This window comes from Alteromonas sp. ABE4_545 (assembly GCF_056161325.1).
This window is the reverse complement of sequence record NZ_JBSWYY010000040.1, coordinates 1-26,775: the sequence shown is the minus strand read 5'-3', so window position 1 is coordinate 26,775 and position 26,775 is coordinate 1. Positions and strand designations below refer to the sequence as shown.

General features: G+C 39.8%; 25 protein-coding genes and 2 pseudogenes. All 27 read right to left on the bottom strand.

Annotation, left to right across the window (positions count from 1 at the left end; genetic code table 11):
- Positions 1–201: 201 nt before the first annotated feature.
- On the bottom strand, positions 202–2,931 hold the full coding sequence (locus tag ACXAH6_RS19290) for a glycosyltransferase family 4 protein (protein WP_474879501.1): 2,730 nt from the start codon (positions 2,929–2,931) through the stop codon (positions 202–204).
- Positions 2,932–3,038: 107 nt separating this feature from the next.
- Positions 3,039–6,065, bottom strand: coding sequence for a glycosyltransferase (locus ACXAH6_RS19285; RefSeq protein ID WP_474879499.1), 3,027 nt, complete (start codon positions 6,063–6,065; stop codon positions 3,039–3,041).
- 21 nt (positions 6,066–6,086) lie between these two features.
- The gene (locus ACXAH6_RS19280) at positions 6,087–8,459 is read right to left on the bottom strand and encodes a class I SAM-dependent methyltransferase (RefSeq protein ID WP_474879497.1); all 2,373 of its coding nucleotides are present in this window, start codon (positions 8,457–8,459) and stop codon (positions 6,087–6,089) included.
- Positions 8,460–8,547: 88 nt separating this feature from the next.
- Positions 8,548–9,537 carry a hypothetical protein gene (locus tag ACXAH6_RS19275; RefSeq protein WP_474879495.1) on the bottom strand — a complete coding sequence of 330 codons (990 nt, stop codon included), beginning with the start codon at positions 9,535–9,537 and terminating at the stop codon, positions 8,548–8,550.
- Between the two features lie 75 nt (positions 9,538–9,612).
- Entirely contained in the window at positions 9,613–10,509 is an 897-nt protein-coding gene (locus tag ACXAH6_RS19270; protein WP_474879493.1) for an NAD-dependent epimerase/dehydratase family protein, read from the bottom strand.
- Entirely contained in the window at positions 10,506–14,144 is a 3,639-nt protein-coding gene (locus ACXAH6_RS19265) for a glycoside hydrolase family 99-like domain-containing protein (protein ID WP_474879492.1), read from the bottom strand. The genes ACXAH6_RS19270 and ACXAH6_RS19265 overlap by 4 nt, the downstream gene beginning before the upstream one ends.
- Positions 14,145–14,168: 24 nt before the next feature.
- Entirely contained in the window at positions 14,169–14,918 is a 750-nt protein-coding gene (locus ACXAH6_RS19260; RefSeq protein WP_474879490.1) for a hypothetical protein, read from the bottom strand.
- 11 nt (positions 14,919–14,929) lie between these two features.
- The gene (locus tag ACXAH6_RS19255) at positions 14,930–16,792 is read right to left on the bottom strand and encodes a hypothetical protein (protein ID WP_474879488.1); all 1,863 of its coding nucleotides are present in this window, start codon (positions 16,790–16,792) and stop codon (positions 14,930–14,932) included.
- Positions 16,793–16,989: 197 nt separating this feature from the next.
- Positions 16,990–17,282: pseudogene (locus ACXAH6_RS19250) on the bottom strand (integrase core domain-containing protein); the annotation flags it as partial.
- Between the two features lie 218 nt (positions 17,283–17,500).
- Positions 17,501–17,641 (bottom strand): annotated as a pseudogene (locus ACXAH6_RS19245) (transposase); the annotation flags it as partial.
- Between the two features lie 227 nt (positions 17,642–17,868).
- Positions 17,869–18,270 (bottom strand): 50S ribosomal protein L17, encoded by a 402-nt coding sequence (gene rplQ, locus ACXAH6_RS19240; RefSeq protein WP_474879487.1) that lies wholly within the window; start codon positions 18,268–18,270, stop codon positions 17,869–17,871.
- A 41-nt stretch (positions 18,271–18,311) separates the two neighbouring features.
- Positions 18,312–19,301 (bottom strand): DNA-directed RNA polymerase subunit alpha, encoded by a 990-nt coding sequence (locus ACXAH6_RS19235; protein WP_474879502.1) that lies wholly within the window; start codon positions 19,299–19,301, stop codon positions 18,312–18,314.
- A gap of 19 nt (positions 19,302–19,320) precedes the next feature.
- Positions 19,321–19,941 (bottom strand): 30S ribosomal protein S4, encoded by a 621-nt coding sequence (gene rpsD, locus ACXAH6_RS19230; RefSeq protein ID WP_474879485.1) that lies wholly within the window; start codon positions 19,939–19,941, stop codon positions 19,321–19,323.
- Between the two features lie 24 nt (positions 19,942–19,965).
- Positions 19,966–20,358 (bottom strand): 30S ribosomal protein S11, encoded by a 393-nt coding sequence (gene rpsK, locus ACXAH6_RS19225; RefSeq protein ID WP_474879483.1) that lies wholly within the window; start codon positions 20,356–20,358, stop codon positions 19,966–19,968.
- Between the two features lie 15 nt (positions 20,359–20,373).
- Positions 20,374–20,730 carry a 30S ribosomal protein S13 gene (gene rpsM / locus ACXAH6_RS19220; protein WP_474879482.1) on the bottom strand — a complete coding sequence of 119 codons (357 nt, stop codon included), beginning with the start codon at positions 20,728–20,730 and terminating at the stop codon, positions 20,374–20,376.
- A 162-nt stretch (positions 20,731–20,892) separates the two neighbouring features.
- Positions 20,893–21,009 carry a 50S ribosomal protein L36 gene (gene rpmJ, locus ACXAH6_RS19215; protein ID WP_073325329.1) on the bottom strand — a complete coding sequence of 39 codons (117 nt, stop codon included), beginning with the start codon at positions 21,007–21,009 and terminating at the stop codon, positions 20,893–20,895.
- A gap of 25 nt (positions 21,010–21,034) precedes the next feature.
- A complete protein-coding gene (gene secY / locus ACXAH6_RS19210; RefSeq protein ID WP_474879480.1) occupies positions 21,035–22,354 on the bottom strand; it encodes a preprotein translocase subunit SecY in 1,320 nt (439 codons plus the stop codon).
- 5 nt (positions 22,355–22,359) lie between these two features.
- Entirely contained in the window at positions 22,360–22,794 is a 435-nt protein-coding gene (gene rplO / locus ACXAH6_RS19205; protein ID WP_474879479.1) for a 50S ribosomal protein L15, read from the bottom strand.
- 3 nt (positions 22,795–22,797) lie between these two features.
- On the bottom strand, positions 22,798–22,977 hold the full coding sequence (gene rpmD / locus ACXAH6_RS19200) for a 50S ribosomal protein L30 (protein WP_474879477.1): 180 nt from the start codon (positions 22,975–22,977) through the stop codon (positions 22,798–22,800).
- 6 nt (positions 22,978–22,983) lie between these two features.
- Positions 22,984–23,484 (bottom strand): 30S ribosomal protein S5, encoded by a 501-nt coding sequence (gene rpsE / locus ACXAH6_RS19195; protein WP_105934292.1) that lies wholly within the window; start codon positions 23,482–23,484, stop codon positions 22,984–22,986.
- A gap of 12 nt (positions 23,485–23,496) precedes the next feature.
- The gene (gene rplR, locus ACXAH6_RS19190; protein ID WP_474879475.1) at positions 23,497–23,850 is read right to left on the bottom strand and encodes a 50S ribosomal protein L18; all 354 of its coding nucleotides are present in this window, start codon (positions 23,848–23,850) and stop codon (positions 23,497–23,499) included.
- Positions 23,851–23,862: 12 nt separating this feature from the next.
- Positions 23,863–24,396: a 50S ribosomal protein L6 gene (gene rplF, locus ACXAH6_RS19185; RefSeq protein ID WP_474879473.1), complete on the bottom strand. Its 534-nt coding sequence runs from the start codon at positions 24,394–24,396 to the stop codon at positions 23,863–23,865.
- 14 nt (positions 24,397–24,410) lie between these two features.
- On the bottom strand, positions 24,411–24,803 hold the full coding sequence (gene rpsH, locus ACXAH6_RS19180) for a 30S ribosomal protein S8 (protein WP_474879471.1): 393 nt from the start codon (positions 24,801–24,803) through the stop codon (positions 24,411–24,413).
- A 13-nt stretch (positions 24,804–24,816) separates the two neighbouring features.
- Entirely contained in the window at positions 24,817–25,122 is a 306-nt protein-coding gene (gene rpsN, locus ACXAH6_RS19175; protein ID WP_474879470.1) for a 30S ribosomal protein S14, read from the bottom strand.
- Between the two features lie 11 nt (positions 25,123–25,133).
- Entirely contained in the window at positions 25,134–25,673 is a 540-nt protein-coding gene (gene rplE / locus ACXAH6_RS19170) for a 50S ribosomal protein L5 (RefSeq protein ID WP_474879468.1), read from the bottom strand.
- A 16-nt stretch (positions 25,674–25,689) separates the two neighbouring features.
- Entirely contained in the window at positions 25,690–26,004 is a 315-nt protein-coding gene (gene rplX / locus ACXAH6_RS19165) for a 50S ribosomal protein L24 (RefSeq protein WP_474879467.1), read from the bottom strand.
- Between the two features lie 12 nt (positions 26,005–26,016).
- The gene (rplN, locus tag ACXAH6_RS19160; protein ID WP_474879465.1) at positions 26,017–26,385 is read right to left on the bottom strand and encodes a 50S ribosomal protein L14; all 369 of its coding nucleotides are present in this window, start codon (positions 26,383–26,385) and stop codon (positions 26,017–26,019) included.
- Positions 26,386–26,775 lie beyond the last annotated feature (390 nt).

Sequence of the window (26,775 nt, the reverse complement as noted above, 5' to 3'; positions counted from 1 at the left end):
AAACAAAACATTCAAAGAACACGGTTAAAGATAACCGTCAATTTCCCTTGGTAATTAGCGACTACGACAGAATCGCGTGGTAATTAAAGTACGACAAAATCGCTTGGTGTTCACAGCTGAGAAGAATTTAGCTCAAACCTAATCTGACACTGACACCAAAAAAACTGGGTAAGTGTCAGATCAGGTCTGGGCTAGTAAAAATTAAGCTTTGCCGACTCTTACTAAAAACTGATCTAGCAATTTAAATCTACTCTCCCAGCAGTTTTGGTCGATAAATCTCTGATATATCGTGTCATTAAATCGATTAGCTAAAACATGCCTTACATTTATGACAAATTCTTCCGCAGTTTTTGAAACTAGTACTGCATCGCAATTAGGCAAGTTATCAATATCAGATGTTACTACAGGCCTTTTGTTACTCAAATAAACAAAGACTTTAAGAGGGTTCATGCTTTTTGTAAGTGCGTTTTTTTTGTGCGGAACAATACACACGTCGAACTCTTTAATAACAGTATTCACAAAGCGATTTTCGACTACCCCAGGCATAATAACGTTCGAAATATTCCTAAGGCGTTTAATATCTGGATTCGCATGTGTTGAGCCCACAAGAACTACCAACGCTTCTGGCATTTCAACCGCAAGCTTTTCAATCAGTTTATCATCAATTTTTGACTCCAAGTTACCGACAAAACCAATTACCGGTCCTTGATGAGTTTGAATATGATCAATAAATTTAGCTTGATAATTGATTGAAGTAGGGTCGCGGTCACACCCATTGGGTACTAAATTCAAAAAGGGAGTATATTGTGACATCGAATCATATACTGACTTACAATTAGCAAAAGCTAAATCTGCTTTACTTAATAAGCTTTCGTAGTGCTTAGTAAGCCTAGCAATCTCGCTCTCGCTTACATTTGGCCAAGTTCTATGGTCATCCACAACATCTACAACTACTGACTTTGGCTCGAAGATATCAATTAAATCTTCTGCCAAATAGTTTTTAGGATAAAACCAAAACACAGATTCTTTTGCGGAAACGCCTTCTCTATCGAAGACTTTAGTCAAAAATTCACTATAGTCTCCCAATAGTGAAACTCGTCCAGGCATTGGAGTATCAGAATAATAAATACCTGGCTGGTGAATGAAGACATCGTATGAGAGCTTTTCCTTATCATGTTGCCCAAGCTTCTTTTCATACGTTTTTATGTAAACAGCGCGCTCTTGGGTTATAACCGCTTGCTCTCTGACTTTCTTATTCAAATCAAAGGTTGAAATAGGTGCATCGATGACTAGAACCTTTCTAACGTCATCACGCTCAGATAGCAATTTGGCAACCATATCGTGGCGACGCCCATACAACCCTGAATCATTCTGTTTCCAAAATAGGACTATATCTATACCGCTAGCCCTCGTAGGACTGACTTTCGGAACAAACGTTCTTCGCGTACTTTCCCAGAACATCTCCTGTTCACTAATGTCTATAGTGCCCTTCTTACCTAAAACTGACTTAAATATGTCCCGCAAGATTGGCTCAGCCGAGCTGTAACTATAATTAGAAAGGAATTTCTCTTTCCGCATGTTAAGTATATCGACATTAGGCCTACGATTTGCAACTGAATGAATTTGGGAAGCCAAACCATCTTCATCGATTAACTCTGCAACGCCAGCATCAACGAGTTGTTTTAATGGAACGGTATTGGAAACAAGCAAAGGCTTGCACATCGCAATTGCATCCATAGCTTTAGCAGGTAATTGGTATTTTGATGTTTCATGCGTAACATCTTGAGGCAAACACACCAAATCAGCCATTGAAAGTATCTCTGGGATAGACGAAAACGGCTGGTTTGGGATGTTAATAAGCCTACCGTTACTTAATTTATCGAGTTCACTAGTTACTCTTTTGTCAGGGGAAGTACCAACAACTACGAAAAGAAAGTTATCATCATTAATTTGAGCAACAGCCTGTGCAACTTTACCTATGCCTTTGTGAACTCGAGGAGTTCCGAAAAACATAACTACTTTGGCCTTTTCGGGAACTCCATATCGGCGTCGCACAACAGCGCTATCAAAACGAGAGGGGTCAAAAGTATTTTCGTCCCTAACATGTGGAATTTGATGACCTCCAAATTCGTTTTCCAGCGCTACATTTGAAACAATGATATCGTCCGCAAAATCGACCAAATTATGGCTTAGTTGAGTCCATTCACTTTCGTAAGGCTCCACAATATTACTGAATTTTTCAGGGAATTCGGTTAATTCAGCTAAAGGGATATTTGACTTACCTTTGGTGAAAGATAATTCATGATCGTCGATATCAATTACAAGTGGAATACCTTTACGAGCTTTGAAAAGCATTCCTAAATTAACAGATGGTAATCGCGGCTTACACGCAATCACAATATCTGGGTTATAGCGTTCTACGATTTTTTCTGCTTCTTCCTGTAACTCTGGTAGAAGTGTACCTTTCAATGAAATTACTGGAATCTTCGACTCTCTAACCGGCTCCCATATATCTTTTCCATATCGCTCAAATTGATAACCCGCAAGTACAACATTACCTACAACTCTCTGAACTGCTTCAGCAAGCATATAGGCCCTACCTAACGGGTTATGCCCAATATCCCAACTAATAACAAGTACACTTATAGGGAGCTTGGAGACACCTTTAGAAAAAGTTAGGCCTTTTCTCTTGATACTTTTCCCATTAGGCTGATAGTGAAATTTCTCTACTGGTTTCCCAACATTATCTAAATCTAAAAAGTTACCTCCCTCTAACTTTACTTGGGTGTATTCCATTAGAAATCTAAAAATGGAGGCTTGCTCAGGGAACTGTTTCGACAACTCTTTGATTTGTGAGTTCGCGTTCTTATAATCATTATTAATCAGGGCGTTACGTACGCTTTCTAGCTGCTGTTGATATTCTTCAGTCATTGTTTCTTTTCGGTAAATAAGAGCTCAGTTAATACGAAGTTAGGATTACAAGAAGTCGTGTTCAAGAATAACACACTGTACAAGACGCTTACAATTGAGCCTATATATCAGCTGCCTTCTAGAAATTTTGTTATGTCCCCTTGAAGCAACGCTAAGCTATACGTGCTTTCTAATGACTTATAGTCTTCTCGATTACAATCTCTAAGTTGCGGGACTGTCTTTTCTTTAAAAATATCGGTCTCATGTTTAAGACAATTCTCCTTCAACCAGCTATTAAAGGTTTTAGCTGATTGAGAAAAAGCATTATAATTGCGCAAGCTATAATCAACTGACAATAAGTAAATACATTCGTTTACTGACTTTATCATCGCGATCTTTTCTGCAGACTTACGTTTTTTACGTGGCTCAAATAAGATGGCCTTTCTACTTTCAATAGTTATAGCCTCATTTTGTCTATCCAAAAATACTATGTTCGTATGCTCATCAATACAAAGCAATTCATGAGTTTGTTTCATTTTCCCAAAAACTAACAAATGAATACTGAGCTCTGCTCGAAAAAAACGTCGTAAATAATTAATGAACCAAGCTAATTCAATAAAATCGTTTTCTTCATAAAGAAAAATCATTGAATAAGTGCTTATCAAATTTGAGCGTGAACCGAATTTAGCTTGTAGGTATTGACTTTCAAAGTCTTTAGTTATTACTAATTCTGCGAATGTTATGGCAGGATGTTCGGCGCTTTGACATTCACACAAAGAAGGTAAAAGCCCTAATGATGCTAGTCGTTCAGAATAAACCTTGCTATTGAATAGAGACTTATAAACCGCAGCAAGAAGTAAAGACTCTTGCGATAAATCAACAAGGTGAACATTATCAGCTCTGTTATTAAGTGCATACTGAATAAAAGAGCTTAGCTGCGTTTCACCTGTATTTAAATACAAACAATTAGTTTGTCTCTGTTCGCGGGGTATATTTTGGTATGAACTTAACGTTATCCGCTCCCTGTAGGAAATGACCGCAATCCCAACGCTGCTTTTTTGGTTTCGATAAAGGTCGTAGAGATTATCAGCTAAGAGATGATTTTCACTAAATGCATCTTTGGCTATTATAATCGTACGCGTGACATGCTGTTCTTTGTGCAACTCCTCTCTTAAGTGTTCGAATGTGTATTGGAAAGAAGGCGCCAAGGAAGGGTTCTCATGTGTGAAAAGCATTAAAGATTTCAACGCTTCACTAACGCTCGATTGATTTTGATAAAACTTTCGTACTAAAGAATTGGTCTCAGCATTAATTTTTTCTTTAACTTCAATCAAAGATGACTTTATCCAAAAAGGGATATTGTTAGTATCCATTTTTACAGCTGTAATGAAAACTCCATCACTTTCATAGTGTTTTTTGTCATCCGAACTTAAATAAGATGACCATCTTTTTACAAAAACATGCCTATTAGGTTTAACATTATCAAACCGCCCTTCAGATTTTGACTCATGATGTAAGACAACACTTGATGTAACGACTTTAGCCATTAAAGAAGTATATCTCTTAAGCTTTAAACAGAGATCTATGTCTTCTTGGCCATTAATGTAGACAGGGGAAAAACCTTCAACTTCGGCAAAATCTCTTGCCTTTACACAAATGCATGCTGCTGTGACGGCTGAAAAATCGGTATTTCTAATGCTCCTCCCTACAAAGCTTTTTGGCATACCATTATATATGCCATACCCTATACAGCTACTATGATTAAAAGTGATACCAACACTTTGTATTGTGTTATCTGGATATAGAAGTAAGGGTTGTGATGCGAAATATTTTCCAGATTGCACTGGGGATATTAATGGGGAAAGCCAACCTTTTGACACTTCGATGTCATTATTGAGGAAGACGATATAATCACCTTCACTTTTGTTAAAGCCGATATTACATCCAAAAGAAAAATTCATATTCTTTTTGAGTGAAATAACCGAAAAACCTTCAAAAAGTCTAGCAAGTTTTTTCAATACTGTTTTAGTCTGGTTGTCGGAACCATTATCTACCGCGATAACTTCTAGGATTTGCTCATCTAAATGTGTAAATATCGAACGAACACAGGCTTCGGTCAACTCCGCTTGGTTATAAACAGGAATAACAATAGACACTTTTTTTTTCTTTCGTGATTTTTCTTTTAGTACCTGCCAATTAATTGTAGCTCTCTGATGCTTCAGGATACGAAATGAAGCTATCTGTTTGGAACCAGTCAGAAACTGCTCTAAAAAAAGATAATAGGGTATATAGTATGGCGTACCTACAAAGTCCTGATGGGCAAAATCTCGCGAGCTGTGTTCAAGAAGAGCTGACAGATCCCTACTGTCATCTGTGATAAATTTAAGAGCGTTACCAATCTCTCGTGTAGAAGCCTGAGACACGAATTCAGTGGGTCTACATATTTGAGAAAACACATTGTTCTCATGAGAAAAAATCAAAGCGACCTTATCGAGTCCGCCACACGCTAATAGAAATATTCTTTCTAAAGCATTTGCCCAAGATCCATCTTGGGAATAATTTTGAACAAACATATGATCATTTTTAATGACCCAACCGGACAACTGCTTTAGAACCTTGGGCCTGAGGCTAAAGTTAGTTCCAGCGAAAAAGCCATATGCATGCCACTCTTGGTCTAAATTCGGTACATTTTTTAGTAAGTGGCTAAAATTCTCTTCATTACCGAGCATTAATTTTTTGCATGACAAATAAAAAGGTGCCATGCCGGCAAACACCACTTCTTTCCTTTTTTCAAATACATGTTCAACATGTTTCAATACACTTTTAGAAACTAACGCCTCACTAGCATATTTATTCCATGCAATATCAATATCATCTATTTCTTGTTTTACATGAAATTTTGTTACGATATCGTATGATGCCTCTAGCTCAGGAAGTAGTTTAAGGAATGGCACTATATCCATTCCTTTGTTTTCAAAAGCTCTTACTTGAACAGATAAACCTTTTCTGTTGGCGGCTCTTATCACATACTTCGAAAGTGTTTGGCTACAAGTTACATATATGTCAGCTAAAACTTCACTCTCTTCAAGATAGTCGAGGGCTTTCTCAATGTGGTTCTGATAATATAAATGACAAACAATCGCATGTCTTAGCAATTTCCTTGGCTCCATGTCACGCTAGAAAAAGCTGCTCATTCGCAATGATAAAACTGCACCAGTACTGAAAACATCCTCCTTAACGTTAGACAAATCTAAAGTAAACTTCGGGTCTTTCCCAGTACTCTTAATCATTATCTGTTTCCCCGCCTGGGCACTTAAAAACTCCATTTCCCCAACGCCTGAATAGTTTGGTTTTTCAATATTTAAATCCCAAACTACCCTTCCATCGTTTGCTTGTATTTTACACTCATTTAAAAGAAACATACCCTCTTTATTGGCGATGTCCAGCCTCAGAGAGATAATTGGGTTTCGGGGTATGTCAATATTAAATAGTTGCTCAGTAGCAGAAGCTTGGTAAGTCTGTTTTATCGTATTTTCTTCAGAGAATGCATTGGGCTCTAATGCCCAATATAAACACAATTCTGAGAGCCTTGCCTGTTGATTTTCTTTATAACTTCTTACCGTAAAGTGAGGCAGATTAATAAACTCTTCTAACGATGCTTTCTCGTTAAGGCTACCTGTATTAAAAGTAGCAGAAAAATAGGAATTGATTTCCTTAAACATACGTTGAAACAAACTGATATCTACAGAAATAGAAAGTTCACGTAATAAGTATTTAACTAGGTTTATCCTAGAAACAAAAGATTCATCTTTGGGTTGGGCGACAGAGCTAATGCCACCTAAAGTTACTACGACCCCCCTAAATGCGACTAAATCAAAAGGTACATTACTTTGATAATTCCATTCTAAGTCAATAAACTCAACATCATTGCTTGCATTAACAATCATATTTCGGGGTAATGCATCTAGGTATTTTCCGGGCAGTTTGTCAGATTGATTGTTGTCTATGCCACTGTCATATTGAAACTTTCTAAGTTCGTTTAACCAGAATTCAAACCAAGGAATGAGCTCCTCAGCGTCCCAACGCTCTTTTTGAATTATTTTGTGCAATGAGAACCGATAAACATTCCCTTCAACTAATGGCTCTTCAGATACGATTGGCGAGCCAGTTTCATCAAACTGGGTTCTTTTAACTCTGGTCGTGCCATTATTATCAATAAACTCGATATGTTGCCTTGTACTCTTGTTTCTTTTTGGAGAAAAGTAAGACGCTATAACTTGAGGCTTATAATCGAATATAGGTTGCTCTTTATGGCATACAAATAAATGTGAATTCGCTAAATCAGATAAAAGCCCATTTCTTTCTATCAACCTTAGATTAGATTCTAGAGAAAAAGTCGGCTTGGTTATCGGTTGCCCATCGTGTATCGCTGTTCCTGCTACGATATCCGACAAATTGAATTTATCGGGTGATAGAGTGTAGTTCGGATGAACAATCAAAGAAGGTAATTTATAATCTGGAAACGCCAAATACGTATCCACTTTTTCAAAACCTTCACCTATAAATTTATTTTCTAGCTCCTTTTTACCAAATGTTATCGGATCTTCATCAGAATAAATGTCATTAATACCCGCCATTATTCCAACACCATGATCTTCCGGCGCGCCAGCAAAGTACTTCAACCCTAATTGGTTCTCAATCGCTACAATCAAGATACCATTAGGTTTAAGATATTGCTTAGCTTTCTGAATAACATGACCTATCGGGTCGTCGCTATCAACGTAAATTTGTGAATATTCTAAAACCCCAATCAAAGTAACAACATCAAATTGCGCTTCAAATTCGAGGTCCTGAATTAAGTCGATAACAACATTTACGTTAGGTAAGTCTCTGCATCGCTCTGCTGCAACTTTTCCTCTATCAATACTTCCCTCGACAGCGACTAAGCTGCTTGCAACTTCGCCTAGATAGCGACTTATAGCACCGCAGCCACAACCCAGCTCTAATACATTTTTGTCTTTTATAAGCCCTTCAAGAGGTTTTAATAGATGATGCCTGTCTGGAGAAAAGTGGTAAGTATTAACCCAGGAAGTACATTCTTTTTGAAGTTCGCTTGAATATATTGAGGTGTCTTTCGCTAAAGATACAATTTCAAACAACGTCTTTTCAATTTCGCTTCCATCTGAGTAGCTATGATCTTTTTGGGAACTCGACAGTAAACACCCGGAATCTTTGACATCATATTTATCTAATTCTAAATCTTTGGGGAAATCTTTTTGCTTTAATATAGCGTTGAACTCTTCAATTTTTTCTTTGATTGACAATTTTAACTTTGGAGCATTGTTTGAAAAAAGGAGAGCTGAATATTCTTCATACTCGAGTAAGAGCAAAGCCAATATTGCTTTTTTAATATTTGAAGTATTCAGAGTTCGTTCACTGTCGAGCAAACACGATTTCAAATTTTCGGAGAAATCCAATAGAAGTTTCGATTTAGGGAACGCATCGAATTCAACTAGTCCCATTAATTCTTTTTCAAATTCTTCTAACATTTTTCACTTTTCATCTTTTAAACTTTCGCAATTAGAAAAATGACGACATAAGATTCTTTAAAAACCACTATAAAACCATGCTAAGACATTAATTAGAAATAATATAATCCAACATATTTTTTAGTAATAGGTCTTTTTCTTCTTCGTTTAATTTAAAGTCTGTCGTTACATTATCGTATTTACTTGAATAGGCTTTTGCTGACCACCATCTGTCGTCTTCTAGCATCTCTGCTTGCAGTTCGGAGGGCATGAAGCGAAGAAGATTTTTATTATCTATCTCAAGAGCGTTGATCAAATTCTCTGCGTATGTCTTTGTTATAACCCAAGGGTTTGGAAAAGCCCCCGGATAGATTTTAGACAACTTTTCATCGACATGCGCACTATGCTCCGATCTTACTTTCGAGAAGTTGAGGAGTAGTTTTATAAGTATAGGTGGGAGACTAACATTACTTCTTTGTTTATTTGATTTGTAACTCGCTACTTCCAAATATTTTTTAAAAAAATCGGCAACAACATCTTTACTATGTAGCCTGACATCTACCTTTGCTACATTTGGAATCTTCTCCCAATTGTTAAGCTGAGATGCCCATGAAATAAAATGCATACCCCAAGCATTTGTGACATCATGTACTGATTTAAATTGACCATTCCAAGCAAACCATTGCCACCAACCAGAGTTCATCCACTCCACCTGAGGTCTAACATACGCAACAACATCAACTGTTATCCCCATTTCCGTAAAAACGTTATTTTTAGTGAAGTCTCCAGCCCTTCTCGCCCAATCTTCTTGGCTAAAAACTGGTATGATTCCCTTTCGGTTATACTCCTCGACTTGCTCCCCTATTTCTCTTAAATTCTTGAGGTCAGCAAAATTGGGGGTGGAAGAGCAATAACCTAAACCATTTTTCTCTGACCGACTTTGAACTTCTTCATCGCTGAGAATTTCTCCATCCTCAGATATTACTAAGTACTTATACGTTCTCTTTTTGGAAAACAGATCTATATTCTGGCATAACGATGCTTGAATAGATGAAGTTCCGGTTTTCCCGAACCCAATATGAAAAACCGCATTAGCCATAATTTCACTCCGACTTATTTTTAAATTTAAATTAATGAGATTGGCTTCGACAAGTATATTTTAACATCATCTAAATTATGATTTTAATCCATCAAATTCTTTAGACTTACTTTTTACATATTCTGTTACGGAGCAATTTATTTCGATATTAAGTGCTAGTTTTAATTTTTCATTAATTAATACATTTTTATCTATATGGGATTTTTCGTTGAATTTAGAAAGATCAATAGTTACGTTCGAGCTAAAGTTTCTATATAGACTTTCTATCAATTGCTTTAAAGATGTGCCCACGCCTGAAGATATATTAAAGACCTCAACTCCATTGATATTATGCTCAATTAGGGCTTTAGTTATAGCAATTAAATCATGTATATGAATGTAATCTCTCGTAGTAGATTCCGGTACTGTAAGTGTAAGAAACTTATCCCTTACATAACAGTTAAGAAGATGTCCAACAAAACCGACCCCGTGTTTAACCCGTTGATTACCTCCATAAGGGTTTGTAACCCTCATTATAACGCCTTTAGGCATTAACTTTTGAATAAGCTCTTCTTGAATACACTTTTGAATTCCATAAGGGGATACAGGGTTAAGAGGGGCATTTTCACTTAATGGCGTCAAACTACTCCCGTATACTGTTCCGCCACTAGAGAAGAATAAATAGCGCTTAGAACTTAAATGCCTTAGTAAATTTTCATAAGATTCTAACGAGCGCTTAATAGTAGACAATGACGCGTTTTGTGTGTTTGGTGGTACATAGCTAACTAAATCTATTACGGTATCTATTTCATTCAAGTTTAGTGATGTATAAGCGTCTTTTTCAGCGACGTCTAGTTGAATATATTGATGGCATTCAACGTTACTAACCTTACTCCGGCTAACTACTGTTACATTGTAGCCACACGCCATCAAATTTGATGCAAGTGAGCCTCCTATGTAACCGTTCCCTCCTAGTAATAGTACTCTTTTCATTTCTGCTTCTCGCTTTCACCTGAAAAGTGCGCTTTAAGTCTTTTATTGTATCTACTGATTTTTCCCATCATTTCTTTGGGAATCTCAACAAGTTTACTACTGTATTTTTGAACTCTCTCAATTTCTTCCATGTGGTCATTAACTTTTGTAACGCTAGAGACGTGACGCCTGTGCAGATTTAGTGAATCTGAAACAAACCCCAGGTTCCCCCTTTGCAACAAGTCAACATATATAAGCCAGTCACCTGCAACTTTATATTCAGAAAGCGTATTCTTTAACTTTCCAATGGACTCCTTAAATGCTATCCGGTTAATAAGAGTACCACTTACATTCGGAATAGTATTTTTAACACAAAGTCCTCTTTTAATTTCATCTTGTCCGCTAACAACAAAATCTTCTTCCCAAAACTCGCCCAAGTCTGCTGTGTATTCTAAATAGTCGTTGCTCAGTAAATTTCCATCTTGATCAATTTGTTTAGACTGGCTAAAAGCAAGTACTAAACCTTTATCTTCAATAAAGAGAGAAGCTAGCTTATCTAGGAAATTAGGGGCTGCTAAATCGTCTGCTTCGGCCATCCAAATCAAATCCCCAGTGGCAAGTTCGACCCCTTTTTCCCATTGTTTAAAAACCGAACCAGAATTTGATTCATTAACAATTAATTTCGCTGGAAAATCTTGTTTATGAAGATATTTTTGAATTACTTCTACGCTGTTGTCAGGTGAATTGTCGTCAAGAATGATAACTTCATAGATCGGGTAATTTTGTTTAAAAATACTTTCTAATCTTTGCTCAATATAGCCAGCATAATTATAATTCGGGACAACTACTGAGACCTTAGGTACATATATATCTAACTTTTCTAACAAATTAAAAATATAATGATGGAATCTGAACTCTTTATCTACAATGGAACTACCAGTAACGGCTAAGGTTCTTGCTTTCGTCTCATCAGTCAACAGAGCTGTAACACAATCCGCGAAAGACCTAACGTCTTCTTTCTGAGCAAGTAAACCACACCCTCTGCTTAATAAATTTTCGAATCCACCACAATCTTTAAACGCAACAATAGGGGTTTCTGCATCTAGAGATTCCAAAACAACAGAAGGGAAAGGGTCTTCTCTTGAAGTCAATGCAAAAATATCTGCACCTGCGTAGTAGATCTGAGGGTTATCAACGTAACCATTTGTCAATATAAAGCGCTCTGTAAATCCAAGCTTTTCTGCAATCTCAAGACTCTGTGAAACAAGCGCACCATCTTGATGCCCGACCCAAATAGCGAATAAGCTCTCGTGCTTTTTAAACAGTTCGCATGCCGCCTGCACAAATAAATCAAACCCTTTTCGATAGTCCGCATAAGCAACGTTAACCATTATTTGTGCGTCGGCAGGAAGATTATATTGCTCAATAAGTTTCTGTTTGCAGTTTAGTTTTGTTTCTCCTTTACGGAGTATACTTGTTTGAAAAAGACCTTGTGGCGTTATACTCCAATCATCTAAGTTTTGTCCTGAAAACAATTCAAAACCATCTTTCACTTGATGAGCAGGAAAAATCACCTCATCAGAATACTTAATAATATCAGATACTTGCTCATGCAAATTGTACTGAGATAGAACTTTAGGAAGTTCATGTATAAGGTTTATTTGAGCAAAACCAGCTTTATTTAAGAATGGAGAAATAGCTCCAGATACCGCTGTGTTAACAATAGCTTTGTCGACGCCGCTGTTTTTAAGCTCTTCTAAAATAGCTTCAACTTTTTCTTGTGAGTCAATATGCAAGTGAACTTGGGTTACATTCCCGTATTTTCTAAATTTAGGGATTAAACTACCTTCACCTAAAACGAGAATCTCCACTCTGAAATTAAAGTTCTCAGACAGCTCCCTTGCCATGTTTAAACATAAGACTTGAGCGCCATGAGGATGTGCATCATGGCTAACTAAGAGAATACTACTCTTCTTTTTTAATATCGCTTCATGAGCATTTTTTAGCGCTTGTAACCACGCATAGCCATATTTCTGGTCTGGCTCTAGGTGCGCCCCTTCAGCCCATTCATTCCAAGCATTTACAAATACAATCTCTTCATCTTTACTTTTTGCTGTTCGCTTAACTTCAGCAAATGCTCTTACTGCATTCTGTTCGAACAATAGAGGGCAGCTGTTCTGAAAAACTGTTCCCTTATTCTTTTTTCGAGCGGTATTATCCCAAGATGGCGTAATACCTCTGAACAATGTATATCCCGGATCTTGATACTGTTCACTACGCTCCATGAACACTCTCCAGTCATACACTGTGGACTGAAAATCTTCGACTACAGGACTTTGAAACTCTGTGATATTTGGTGGATTACTTTTATTTGGTGGAAACTCAACGGCACCATCGAAATCATATTCTTCTGGTGGTACTGACTCAAAAGACTGAGGATAAGCTAGATAAATTTCGCCAACGCCATTCTCACGACACCAATTTCTCCAGCGTTTTGCCGTGGCTTTCATATCGGGGAAAAGATTGGGACGATAAATCATTAGAAGAGGCTTACCGTTTATTCTAATGTACCGCTCATCTTTGAGGTATTTTGACGTATTTTTTATGAACGCAATGTCATCTTCTGGAGAATAATCTTGTACCATAAGAAGATCATTATCTAAACCATCCCAACGCCGACTCCAATTCTCATTTGCCCAACACACACAAAACGGTAGGTCTAGCGACTTATCTGCTAGCATGTTGTCTAAAGGTTGCTCTAAAAGTCTTTGACCGGAGAACCAATAGAGATAATAGCAAAAACCCTCAATACCGTACTGCTTCGCAAGCTCAATTTGCTTTCGCTGAGTTTCTTTATTCAGTAGGTTATAGTAGCCAAGAAAGTCATCAGGAACATGCGGTTGATAATGGCCTTCGAATTGTGGTTTTGCTGGCTGAACGTTAGTCCATTCTGTAAAACCCTCTCCCCACCATTCGTCATTTTCTGGAATTGCATGAAATTGTGGCAAATAGAAGCATATCGTTCTTACCGCTTTAGCTACACAGGCGTCGTCTGAAGGTAAACGCTCTATATACTCGACAGGTGCAACTTCATAAGGCGAGTCATATGGCTTTGGAAATGCTTCTCTTCCTTCGAACCTTCCATTTCCGACATAATGCAAAAATGGATTAACACCAGCTTGTGCAACATCTGGGTTATGTTTTAAATAGAACTCAGTATCGAATTGTTTTGAAGGATTACGTTTCTGTTCAATACCCTCTGTAAGAAAGTTCTCAAGTAGATTATCAGCGCCATTCAAGACGTCATAATATTGTGAAAGGTAATATTCGGCGTCAAAAAGTTTTGATTCTAATATTTGTTCAAAATAATAACTTTCCAAAGATTCTGGCTTTACTAACGTTAAACGAGGATCATTTTTATCTATTACAAATTTTTCTCTAACCGTATTTCCAAAGCGGTCTTTTTTTATTGTACGATTCAATGCTGTAGTAGATGAGCTTTTCGTTTTGAGGCGTTCCGTATATTCAATTACCAATTCCAGGCTTTCATAAAGGTTCGAAAAAACTTGCTGAGCTTGTTTGTAAAGTGCCAACGCTCCATCGAAGTCATTCTTATTAAAAAGAATATTAGCTTCACGTAATGTATTTTTTTCCATGTTAGTAAACTGCCTAAATCTATTTTACTTAGAGTCAAATGACACGAGCTTTTGAATAAGCTCTATTTGAGACTCGAGCCTAATTCCAGTTCGCTTCAACGATTCGTACATCTCTTGAAGTTCTTCATTTTTCTTACTTTCCTCTTTTAGCTTCCTATCAAGCTCTTCTGACCTTTTCATCAAATGTGTATATTCGGTGAATATTGGATTTGGTATGAAGTGAATCCAGTCGTATCCGTTAAAACTTTCTCCTCTTGAAAAAGGTACGAAACCATTGGATATCAAATACTGCTCAACAAGTTCTTTTGACTCACCTTGCTCTGTATATTGAGGAACTTTCCAAACTATAATTTCATCAATATCTCTTAAGGCGTCTTCACTTGATAGGAGATTTAAGAGGTCTATTTGAGAATCAGGTATATCTATAATAAGTGTTTTCGTATCGGCATCTGTAAAAAAAGCCTGCACAATATCTAGCACACTTTTAGTATAAGTTTCCCGCCTTTTTTCAACTTCTAAGCCTGGGAAATCTGACAAAAAATACTTATCACTATTAAGTGATGATAATTCAGGAATGTTAGTTTCTTTGAATATAGATAGACATTCGTCGATTGATACGACTATTTGCTGATAAGAACCTTGTAAATTTTCTGGAATTGACAATTCTTCCAGACTTCTTGCATCTATGAGTAACACATTTTCAAAATGAGCGTTTAAATACTTTAAACCCTCGCAATCTCCACATCCAAGCCACAATAACTTATTCACTGACATACCACTAACCTTTAACTTTTTCTTTTATCAGCAAGCATTTTGGGAGATGGAACACGGCCTTCTCTCTTTCCGCACTTAATATAGTGTAATAAGGGATTGACCTCAGCCTCTGCAACATCAGGATAACGCTCTAAATACCAATTGCCGTCGAAATTAGGACCAGGTAGACGACCTTCTTCTGCCCCCGCAATCAGATAATGTTGAGCAGGGTCTACATTGGCTTCCTGCACGTCATTATAAGTTTCTAGGTACCAATCAAAATCGAAGTATTCACTGGTTGCTATGAGAGCTATGTCTGCCTTCACAGACTCAGATATTTTGCTTTTACTGAGTTTAGATTTTAGATTTTTTAGTAGCCTACTGCCTTTCCAAAATGGCGAGGATTGAATCAACTCAAGCTCTCTATTTGTACAAAAAACATTATAACGTAATGAACTATATTTATGAGTCAATTCGGCATTTCTTGTTTTTAACCTCGTTAGCTCACGCTCAAGAACTTTTTGTTTTGCAATGGCTTGCTTTTTATCCTTTTCTGTTTGTTCGGTTAGTGAACCATACAAAAGAGACAGATTCATTTGTTCTTCGTTTACATCTAATATTTTTGTTGCCAACACATTATTTTCTTTTTCTAATTCACCGTTTAGTGTTGTTAACTTCGCTATCTCTGATGACTTATCATTGCAATATTTCTGTAATTTTTGTGTTTCATCTATTGAACTGTCTAGTGCTTTCTGAATAGAAGCTTTTTCACTTTCAATTTCACGGTTCAACGTTGTTAGTTTTGCTACTTCTATTGACTTAGCCTCATAAAGTTCCTGTAACTTTTGAATTTCACTTATCGAACTGTCTAAAGCTTTTTGAGCATATGTTTTCTCACATTCAAGTTCACTATTCAATGTTATCGAACTTTCCAACTCTAGGACCTTTGTATCATAGAGCTTTTGTAACTTTTGATTTGCTATTTTTGAATTATCAAATGCTTGTTGGATAGATGCCTTTTCACTCTCAAGCTTTTTTAATGTGTTCAGTAATTGATCGTTTTCTTCGTTAAGCGCAGCAATTTTTTTTGAATATTTACTTTCAATCTGCGATTCCTTCAAAGCAAACTCTTGATACTTCTCTACTAGCGATTCTTGAAGCACTTGTATTTGATGAATTGCTCGCTTGTGATCTTTTTGAAGGTCTACCTGATACGTAACCTGCTCTTTCAATTCTTGATCAACGACAGAATACTGGTTTTCTAACTCTTTATAATTATGAGTTAGTTGTTCTAAACATTTAGACTTCTCGTGGAGAAGGGCGATTGATGATTCAATATCGGAAGACCCTCCGTAATTTGAATTAATTAAGAGAGAATCGTTTATAAATTCAAGCTCAGATTGGATGTCGTTTTCTGATATCTGAATTTCCTCTACAAATTGAGAGATTGCAGAGAGAGTTCCAACCCTTTTCTTCAATGACTTATTTTTACTAATAAAGTACTCAGATAACATCCTTTCCAAACAGTTACTTTTACTAGAAAAAGAAACTTTATATGAAACACGATTTATTGCGGGTTTGAATTCTTCTTCTGTAACTAATGATATACCAAGGCATATCAAAGTGGCTTTATTTCTTTTCTTTAAATCAGATATTTCGTTTGAGAGAGTTTCGTAATAAGAAATAACCTTAGAACGCAGACTTAAGTTAAAAAGACAATAAGACAATAACGAACTTAAAGTTGGATAGAATATATAGCTATTAGCCTCACAGTGTTCAATTGTGAGTTCTTGTAAGAGTTCAACATTCGCAATTTTCTCGTCACTTCTTTTTATAGAAACTGTCGCAGGACCTAGTGAACTCTCTAATTCAGCTGGATAGTAGAAATAAAACACATTCGCTTCCTGTTTTTGTGCTTGTTTATTGTTGTGATCTTAAAACTAACTCGCGATCTCCAGTTAACCAACTGATAGAGTAGGTATCGCAGGTATTATAAGACTTAATGACTTCAATCTTATCACCTAATAACTTACACTTTTAGTCAAAATGTACGAATTTTTTTATTTATCAAGAAATGTTCTGAGCATCTAAATCAAAACACTTTTCTTAGAGAATTTTTCTCATATTCGGCTGGCGACAGATCATCATTAGCATAGGAAGTCGTTCTAAGTTGTAATAACGCATATATGCGGTTATATCCATCATCATGTGCTCACGCGTTAGTTGTGGTACTTTCAGCTGCCAATCATGTGTTAAACTGTCGAAGAACCTTTCTACAAAGGCATTATCCCAGCAGGTGCCTAAATCCCCCATATTAGCGTGGATACCGTTGTAGCTCAGTAAGCGGCGATAACGTTTACTGGTATATTTTGAGAGTTTATCACTTTAGGTGGAAGGCGTAAGTGGTAGGCTACAGCACCACAGTAATTGAGTAAGGCAGTGACATTGTAATTAACGCGTTGTGTCAAAGCTTGGCCTAGCTATACTGTGACCTGTTTATTCCTATACTCAATCACCTCAAAGCCTTCCTCGCAAAGCCTTTTTCTCAGCTTCCTTTAGCATAAGAGCGCTGGCTTTTTTAAGAACGCTTTTTCCATCCTCAGCTATTTATTTTGCTTACGAAGCTTCACCGATTCAGCGCGTTCACCCTCTGTTAAACTCTCTCCTGACAGCTCACCTTTATACTTAGCCTTCCAGTTATAAAGTAGCTTGTCTGTTATACCCAAAGACGCTGCCGCCTTAGAAACGCCATAACCTTACTCGGTTACCATTGCTACAACTTCTTGCTTAAACACAGCCTTATAGCTTCTGTTTGTTCGTCTTGTCATTTAACACTTCAATAATTGGAGTATATTCCATTATTAAAATGTCCAATTTAATTAGAGCAGAACTATGAATTAGGGCTGAAAACAAAAAACCCGGCCTAAGCCGGGTTTTTCTTCAACGCTAAACTGCTAATAGCAGCTAGGTCTTATTCTTCAGTTGCTTCAACTGCTTCTTCTGCAGCTTCAACTACTGGACGATCTACAAGCTCTACGAAAGCCATAGGTGCGTTGTCACCTGCACGGAAACCGCATTTAAGAATACGAGTGTAACCGCCTGGACGAGCTTCGTAACGTGGACCAAGCTCGTTGAACAATTTACCTACTACTTCTTTATCACCAGTGCGAGCCATAGCTAGACGACGATTTGCAACGCTGTCTTGCTTAGCCATAGTGATTAGAGGCTCGATTACGCGACGTAATTCTTTCGCTTTTGGTAACGTCGTTTTGATCACTTCGTGCTTAACCAAAGAACTTGCCATGTTTTTGAACATAGCTTGACGATGGCTGCTGTTGCGATTCAACTGACGACCACTCTTACGATGGCGCATAGTTTTATCCTTCTCTACAAATCAGTTTGTTATAAACCTGATTAATCTTTCTCAGCGATGCTCTCTGGTGGCCAATTTTCCAGGCGCATGCCCAGAGAAAGACCGCGAGAGGCTAACACGTCTTTGATTTCAGTTAGCGATTTCTTACCAAGGTTAGGAGTCTTCAACAACTCAACCTCAGTACGCTGAACCAGGTCACCAATATACTGGATAGCTTCTGCTTTCAAACAGTTTGCAGAACGTACCGTTAGTTCAAGGTCATCAACCGGACGTAACAGAATAGGATCGAATTCAGGCTTCTCTTCTTTCTGCTCTGGTTCAGACATGTCACGTAATTCAACAAACGCATCAAGCTGTTCAGCTAAGATGGTTGCACTACGACGGATGGCTTCTTCAGGATCTAAAGTACCATTCGTTTCCATGTCAATAATCAGTTTGTCCAGATCTGTACGTTGTTCTACACGTGCAGACTCAACAGAGTATGCAATGCGTTCTACAGGGCTGTACGAAGCGTCTACTAATAAACGACCAATTGGACGATCATCTTCTTCAGAGGAACGACGTGCTGACGCAGGAACATAACCACGGCCCATTTCTACCTTAACGCGCATGCTGATTTCAGCTTCGCCAGTCAAAGTACAAATTACGTGATCAGGATTTACGATTTCAACATCACCATCGTGTTGAATATCACCAGCAACAACAGGGCCAGCGCCAGATTTCACTAGTGTCAGGGTCGCTTCAGTTTTACCTTCTAAGCGAACCGCTAAACCTTTTAGATTTAGCAAGATTTCAATGACATCTTCCTGAACACCTTCTTTGGTGCTGTACTCGTGCAATACGCCATCAATTTCTACCTCAGTCACTGCACAGCCTGGCATAGACGACAGTAAAATACGGCGTAAGGCGTTACCTAAAGTGTGGCCAAAACCACGCTCTAGAGGTTCCAAAGTTACTTTGGCACGAGTAGGAGAAACGTTTTCGATCTCTACTAATCTCGGTTTTAGGAATTCAGTCACAGAACCCACAATGCTTCCTCTTTAGTTAGCTTTACTTAGAGTAAAGTTCGACGATCAACTGTTCGTTAATTTCGGCAGACAAGTCAGTTCTTTCCGGAACGCGCTTGAACGTACCTTCCATTTTGTTGCTGTCTACTTCAATCCAGGTTGGCTTCTCGCGTTGTTCAGCCAATTCCAAAGCAGCCGCGATACGCGCTTGCTTTTTAGCTTTTTCACGAACAGAAACCACGTCTTCGGCAGTAACGTTAAATGATGGAATGTTTACCACTTGGCCATTAACCATAATAGCTTTGTGGCTAACTAGCTGACGTGCTTCTGCACGAGTGCTAGCAAATCCCATACGGTATACTACGTTATCAAGACGCTGCTCTAGAAGTTGCAACAAGTTTTCACCAGTGTTGCCTTTTAGACGTGCAGCTTCTTTATAGTAGTTGCGGAATTGTTTTTCCAATACGCCATACATACGACGTACTTTTTGCTTTTCACGCAACTGAACACCGTAGTCAGACAAACGGCCACGACGGGCACCATGCTGACCAGGAGCTGTATCGATTTTACATTTAGAATCGATTGCGCGAACGCCACTTTTAAGGAACAAATCTGTACCTTCGCGGCGGCTAAGTTTGAGTTTAGGACCCAAATATCTTGCCATGATCTTTCTCCAACTGTCCGTCGATTAAACGCGACGTTTTTTCGGTGGACGACAACCGTTGTGAGGGATAGGCGTCACATCGGTAATGTTTGTGATCTTGTAACCAGTGGCGTTAAGCGCACGGATCGCAGACTCACGGCCTGGACCTGGACCTTTAACGAACACTTCAAGGTTCTTAAGACCGTATTCTTGTGCAGCAACACCTGCACGCTCAGCAGCAACCTGTGCAGCAAATGGGGTAGATTTACGTGAACCACGGAAACCAGAACCACCAGAAGTTGCCCAAGCAAGTGCGTTGCCTTGACGGTCTGTGATAGTCACAATTGTGTTGTTGAAAGACGCATGGATATGAGCCATACCGTCTGCAACCTGACGTTTTGCGCGCTTACGCGTGCTACGAGATGGTGCTTTAGCCATAACTAATCTCCTCGCTTACTTCTTAATTGGCTTACGAGGACCTTTACGGGTACGCGCATTAGTTTTAGTGCGCTGACCACGTAGAGGCAAGTTACGACGGTGGCGGATACCACGGAAGCAACCCAGGTCCATCAAACGTTTGATGCTCATTGAAACTTCACGACGTAGGTCACCTTCAACAGTGAATAACGCCACTTGTTCACGAAGCTTCTCAATAGTAGCTTCATCAAGCTCTTTGATTTTTGTATCTTCTGCAACACCAGCGCCTGCACAGATGCTTTTCGCACGTGTAGGACCGATACCGTAGATCGCTTGGATAGCGATTACAGCATGCTTGTGCTCAGGAATGTTAATGCCAGCGATACGGGCCATTAACAGCACTCCTCTAATTATTATCGACGACCTAAAAAGCCCGATAGGATACTTACTCGTCGACTAAATTGCAAATAAAGGTGATTAAGTCGTTGCACTGAAAGCCGGACCTGTTGTCAGGACCGGCTTACAGATTTTACAATTTATTCACCGCTGAGTAGATTAGCCTTGCCTTTGCTTATGCTTAGGGTCAGAGCTGCAAATCACTCGCACAACACCGTTGCGCTTGATGATTTTACAGTTACGGCAAATCTTCTTTACTGATGCACGAACTTTCATTACATCACTCCGTAGTAGGCTTATCTTAGCGGCCGTAGCCTTTAAGATTCGCTTTCTTCAGAACAGACTCATATTGACTAGACATCAAATGGGTCTGCACCTGCGCCATAAAGTCCATGATAACTACCACAATAATCAGTAGTGAAGTACCACCGAAATAGAACGGAACGTTCCAGGCAATCAACATAAACTCAGGCACTAAACAAATAAAGGTTATGTACAGTGCGCCAGCCAAAGTTAAGCGAGTCATTACCTTATCGATATAACGCGATGTTTGTTCACCTGGACGGATACCAGGAATGAACGCACCAGACTTCTTCAGGTTATCTGCTGTATCACGTGGGTTGAAAACCAACGCAGTATAGAAGAAGCAGAAGAAAATAATAGCTGCTGCATACAACATCACGTAAGCAGGTTGACCAGGAGATAACATCATTGAGATGTCCTGCAACCATGCTGTTGATTCATTTTGTCCAAACCAGCCAGCAATTGTGCCTGGGAACAAAATAATGCTAGAAGCGAAAATGGGAGGGATGACACCAGCCATGTTAACTTTAAGCGGTAAATGAGAGCTCTGTGCCGCAAAAACTTTACGACCTTGCTGACGTTTTGCGTAGTTTACCACAATACGACGCTGAGCGCGCTCTACAAATACAACTAAATAAGTTAGGCCAAGTACAATGACACCAACCAACAACAAGAACAACAAGCTAATGTCGCCTTGTCTCGCTTGTTCCGCTGTCTGACCCATCGCTGTAGGCAGACCGGCAACAATACCAGCAAAAATCAAGATAGAGATACCGTTACCGATACCTCTTTCGGTAATTTGCTCACCCAACCACATCAAGAACATAGTTCCCGTGACTAGGCTCACTACCGCCGTAAAATAGAATCCTAAGCCAGGATTAACCACCAAACCTGTGATCAAGTTAGGCAAGCCTGTTGCGATACCAATAGATTGGAATGTCGCGAGTACCAACGTCAGATAACGCGTATATTGCGTGATCTTACGACGGCCAGCTTCACCTTCCTTTTTCAGCTCCATCATGGGTGGATGAACCACCGAGAGCAACTGCATGATAATCGATGCAGTGATGTATGGCATAATCCCTAAAGCCAGAACTGATGCACGCTCAAGCGCACCACCGGAGAACATGTTGAACATTTCAACGATGGTACCTTTCTGCTGCTCGAACAATTCGGCAAGCACCGCAGCATCAATACCAGGAATAGGGACATAAGAGCCCAGCCGGAATACTACGATCGCACCAAGTACGAACCACAATCTTGCTTTAAGCTCACTCAGACCATTTTTAGCGCCTGAATCCAATCCTGGTTTAGCCATTTAGCTTATTCCTCTACTTTACCGCCGGCAGCTTCAATAGCTTCTTTAGCGCCTTTTGTAACCTTCAACCCGCTAACTGTTACAGCGCGTGATACTTCACCGCTCTTAACTACTTTAACGAACAACATTTCTTTCTTAACAAGACCTGCTGCTTTCAAAGTATCAAGAGTTACAGTATCACCCTCTACCTTAGCGATTTCAGTCAACGTTACTTGGTCAGTAACAAAGCTCTTACGAGATGTAAAACCGAATTTAGGTAGACGACGCTGGATAGGCATCTGACCACCTTCAAATCCTGGCTTAACAGAACCGCCTGAACGGCTTTTCTGACCTTTGTGACCACGGCCACCAGTTTTACCAAGACCTGAACCGATACCACGGCCAAGACGCTTACCGCTGTTTTTAGCTCCTGGTGCAGGAGCAATCGTGTTTAAACGCATGTCTTACTCCTCCACAATCTCAACCATGTACGATACACGGTTGATCATGCCACGAACTGCAGGGGTGTCTTCCAACTCACGAACATGGTTGATTTTACGAAGACCTAGGCCTTTAAGCGTTGCTTTGTGCTTTGGCAAACGGCCAATCGCACTTTTAATTTGCTTTACTTTAATCGTTGCCATGTCGAATTACCCCAAAATTTCTTCTACAGACAATCCACGTTTTGCAGCAATACCCGCTGGAGAATTCATCTCAGTCAGCGCGTTAACTGTTGCACGAACAACGTTAATTGGGTTTGTAGAGCCGTAACATTTTGAAAGTACGTTCTGCACACCAGCTACTTCAAGTACTGCACGCATCGCACCACCGGCAATAATACCAGTACCTTCAGATGCAGGCTGCATGTAAACTTTAGAGCCAGAGTGACGACCTTTAATAGGGTGCTGCAATGTGTGACCGTTAAGGTCAACATTTACCATGTTGCGACGAGCTTTTTCCATCGCTTTTTGGATAGCAGCAGGCACTTCACGTGCTTTACCGTAACCAAAACCAACACGGCCATTGCCGTCACCAACTACTGTCAGTGCGGTGAAGCTGAAAATACGACCACCTTTAACCACTTTAGATACGCGGTTAACGGCAATCAATTTTTCAAGCATATCACCTGTTTGAACTTCTTGTTTAGCCATTATTCTTCACTCCTAGAACTGAAGACCAGCTTCGCGAGCTGCATCAGCTAATGCTTTAACGCGACCGTGGTATTTGAAACCGCTGCGATCGAAAGCAACAACTTTAATGCCTTTCTCGATTGCACGTTCAGCAATAGCTTTACCTACTGCTGCTGCCGCTTCAGTGTTACCAGTTGACTTAAGCTCTGTTGCCAATGCTTTTTCAACGGTAGAAGCTGCCGCCAACACTTCAGAACCGCAAGGAGCGATTAGCTGAGCGTAAATATGGCGAGGTGTACGGTTTATAACCAGGCGATGCGCGGCCAGTTCACGAATCTTAGCGCGTGCGCGAGTTGCGCGACGCAAGCGAGCTGTTTTCTTATCCATCGGATCACCCACCTACTTTTTCTTAGCTTCTTTACGACGTACATTTTCGTCAGCATAACGAACACCTTTACCTTTATAAGGCTCTGGTGGACGGTACGCGCGAATGTTCGCCGCAACTTGACCAACTACCTGCTTATCCGCGCCTTTGACGAGGATTTCAGTTTGGGTCGGAGTTTCAACTGTGATACCTGCAGGCATTTCATACACTACAGGATGAGAGAAACCTAGCGTTAGGTTAAGTTTGCTACCTTGTGCTTGAGCACGGTAACCAACACCTAGCAACTGAAGCTTTTTCTCAAAACCTTGAGATACACCGATAACCATAGCGTTAAGAAGTGCGCGAGCTGTACCAGCTTGTGCCCAAGCGTCAGCGAAACCTTCACGAGGAAGTGCTTTAACTTGGTTTTCTTCTTGTACTACTTCTACTGCGTCGTTAAAAACGCGAGTTAGTGTACCTTTACTACCTTTAATCGTGACTTCTTGACCTGAGATAGAAACTTCTACACCAGATACAACGTCAACAGGGGCTTTTGCTACTCGTGACATTTCAACTCCTCCGATTACGCTACATAACCGATGATCTCACCGCCCATGCCTGCTTTACGCGCAGCACGGTCAGTCATCACACCTTTAGAAGTTGACACGATAGCAACACCCAAACCACCCATAACCTTTGGAAGCTCATCTTTCTTTTTATAGATGCGCAGACCAGGGCGGCTCACACGTTCGATAGTGTCAATAACTTGCTTACCTTCGAAGTACTTAAGAGTAACTTCAAGAGTAGGCTTAACGTCACCAGATACAGTTACGTCAGTGATATAACCTTCAGCTTTCAATACTTCAGCGATTGCAACGCGAAGCTTTGAAGAAGGCATAGTCACAGAAACTTTCTGTGCCATCTGGCCGTTACGGATGCGGGTAAACATATCCGCGATAGGATCTTGCATGCTCATTATCAGCTACTCCTTACCAGCTGGCTTTTTTCAAGCCAGGGACTTCACCGCGCATCGCTGCTTCACGCAACTTGATACGGCTAAGACCGAACTTACGTAGGAAACCATGTGGACGGCCAGTTACGCGGCAGCGATTTTGCTGACGAGATTTTGAACTGTCACGTGGCAATGATTGTAGCTTAAGAACAGCATCCCAACGCTCTTCTTCAGAGGCGTTAACATCGCTGATAATCGCTTTTAGAGCGGCGCGCTTTTCAGCGTATTTAGCTACTAGCTTAGTACGCTTAGCTTCACGAGCCTTCATTGATTCTTTTGCCATAACCCTACACCTTATTTTCTGAATGGGAAGTTAAATGCATTCAACAATGCACGAGCTTCATCATCAGTGTTTGCGCTGGTAGTGATAGTGATATCCATACCGCGAACTTTATCTACCTTATCGAAATCGATTTCAGGGAAGATGATTTGTTCACGCACACCCATGCTGTAGTTTCCACGACCGTCAAAAGACTTAGCATTTAAGCCACGGAAGTCACGGATACGTGGAATTGCAATTGAGATTAAACGCTCAAGGAATTCCCACATACGCTCGCCGCGCAGGGTTACTTTACAGCCAATCGGATAACCTTCACGGATTTTAAAACCCGCTACAGATTTACGTGCAACTGTAACAATTGGTTTTTGACCAGCGATTGCAGCCATATCAGCTGTCGCGTGCTCAAGAACTTTTTTGTCAGCAACTGCTTCACCCAAACCCATGTTTAGAGTGATTTTTTCAATCCGAGGGACTTGCATGACGCTTTTGTATCCGAACTGCTTAGCAAGCTCAGCTACTACTGTTTCTTTATAGAAATCATGCAGTTTCGCCATCGTACTCTCCAATTAATTAAACAAGTTCGCCGTTAGACTTGAAGAAACGTACTTTCTTCTCATCTTCGAAACGGAAACCAACGCGATCTGCTTTACCCGTTGCAGGGTTAACAATCGCAACATTAGAAACGTCTACTGATGCTTCCTTCTCAATGATTCCACCTTCAACACCCATGTGTGGGTTAGGTTTCTGGTGTTTCTTGACAAGGTTTACACCTTCAACGATCACACGGCCTTCAGACGTTAGGACTTTAAGGACTTTGCCTTGTTTGCCTTTGTCTTTGCCCGCCAATACGACTACTTCATCATCACGACGAATTTTATTAGCCATTATTGTGACTCCTTATAGTACCTCTGGGGCCAATGAGATGATTTTCATGAAGTTATCACTTCTCAACTCACGGGTTACCGGGCCAAAGATACGCGTACCAATTGGTTGCTTGTTGTTGTTCAACAACACAGCTGCGTTATTGTCGAAACGGATGACTGAGCCATCTGCGCGACGAACGCCTTTTCTAGTACGCACCACCACTGCATTCAGTACGTCACCTTTTTTAACTTTACCGCGAGGAATTGCTTCCTTAACAGTAACTTTGATGATGTCACCGATATGTGCATAACGGCGATGCGAGCCACCAAGAACCTTAATACACTGAACCCTGCGAGCGCCGCTGTTATCGGCAACATCCAGGTTAGTTTGCATTTGGATCATGTTAGTGCTCCGCTGTTAATTACGACTCTCATTGAGTCACTAAAGCTTGTAAAAACAATCAAATTGATTATTTTTAGGTCATACCCCGACAAAAAGGGCGCGAAACTATAACAGAAATTTGCGGTAGAAGGTAGGGGTATTATGAATTATTTTTAAACAAATTGCTGTTATGAGGCGATGTAGCAAAAAGGGGACTAGTTGAAGTTAAGATCGCCGCCTGTAGAAGCGCGGAATATACCATAGGGTGCGTTATCTACCAATAAAAAAGCCGCTGTTCAAAGCCTGTCTCTTGATCACAAGTCAGCCTCAAGAGAACGGGCCAAATCGTAACCTTCAAGGATGGTTTGTAGTTTGAACCATCCTTCCCATAGGGCTTTTATTGACGCCTTG

Coding starts and splice junctions, on each gene's coding strand:
- ACXAH6_RS19290 (WP_474879501.1), bottom strand. CDS start 2,931: ATGACTGAAGAATATCAACAGCAGCTAGAAAGCGTACGTAACGCCCTG.
- ACXAH6_RS19280 (WP_474879497.1), bottom strand. CDS start 8,459: ATGTTAGAAGAATTTGAAAAAGAATTAATGGGACTAGTTGAATTCGAT.
- ACXAH6_RS19275 (WP_474879495.1), bottom strand. CDS start 9,537: ATGGCTAATGCGGTTTTTCATATTGGGTTCGGGAAAACCGGAACTTCA.
- ACXAH6_RS19270 (WP_474879493.1), bottom strand. CDS start 10,509: ATGAAAAGAGTACTATTACTAGGAGGGAACGGTTACATAGGAGGCTCA.
- ACXAH6_RS19265 (WP_474879492.1), bottom strand. CDS start 14,144: ATGGAAAAAAATACATTACGTGAAGCTAATATTCTTTTTAATAAGAAT.
- ACXAH6_RS19260 (WP_474879490.1), bottom strand. CDS start 14,918: ATGTCAGTGAATAAGTTATTGTGGCTTGGATGTGGAGATTGCGAGGGT.
- rplQ (WP_474879487.1), bottom strand. CDS start 18,270: ATGCGCCATCGTAAGAGTGGTCGTCAGTTGAATCGCAACAGCAGCCAT.
- rpsD (WP_474879485.1), bottom strand. CDS start 19,941: ATGGCAAGATATTTGGGTCCTAAACTCAAACTTAGCCGCCGCGAAGGT.
- rpsK (WP_474879483.1), bottom strand. CDS start 20,358: ATGGCTAAAGCACCATCTCGTAGCACGCGTAAGCGCGCAAAACGTCAG.
- rpsM (WP_474879482.1), bottom strand. CDS start 20,730: ATGGCCCGTATCGCTGGCATTAACATTCCTGAGCACAAGCATGCTGTA.
- rpmJ (WP_073325329.1), bottom strand. CDS start 21,009: ATGAAAGTTCGTGCATCAGTAAAGAAGATTTGCCGTAACTGTAAAATC.
- secY (WP_474879480.1), bottom strand. CDS start 22,354: ATGGCTAAACCAGGATTGGATTCAGGCGCTAAAAATGGTCTGAGTGAG.
- rplO (WP_474879479.1), bottom strand. CDS start 22,794: ATGCGTTTAAACACGATTGCTCCTGCACCAGGAGCTAAAAACAGCGGT.
- rpmD (WP_474879477.1), bottom strand. CDS start 22,977: ATGGCAACGATTAAAGTAAAGCAAATTAAAAGTGCGATTGGCCGTTTG.
- rpsE (WP_105934292.1), bottom strand. CDS start 23,484: ATGGCTAAACAAGAAGTTCAAACAGGTGATATGCTTGAAAAATTGATT.
- rplR (WP_474879475.1), bottom strand. CDS start 23,850: ATGGATAAGAAAACAGCTCGCTTGCGTCGCGCAACTCGCGCACGCGCT.
- rplF (WP_474879473.1), bottom strand. CDS start 24,396: ATGTCACGAGTAGCAAAAGCCCCTGTTGACGTTGTATCTGGTGTAGAA.
- rpsH (WP_474879471.1), bottom strand. CDS start 24,803: ATGAGCATGCAAGATCCTATCGCGGATATGTTTACCCGCATCCGTAAC.
- rpsN (WP_474879470.1), bottom strand. CDS start 25,122: ATGGCAAAAGAATCAATGAAGGCTCGTGAAGCTAAGCGTACTAAGCTA.
- rplE (WP_474879468.1), bottom strand. CDS start 25,673: ATGGCGAAACTGCATGATTTCTATAAAGAAACAGTAGTAGCTGAGCTT.
- rplX (WP_474879467.1), bottom strand. CDS start 26,004: ATGGCTAATAAAATTCGTCGTGATGATGAAGTAGTCGTATTGGCGGGC.
- rplN (WP_474879465.1), bottom strand. CDS start 26,385: ATGATCCAAATGCAAACTAACCTGGATGTTGCCGATAACAGCGGCGCT.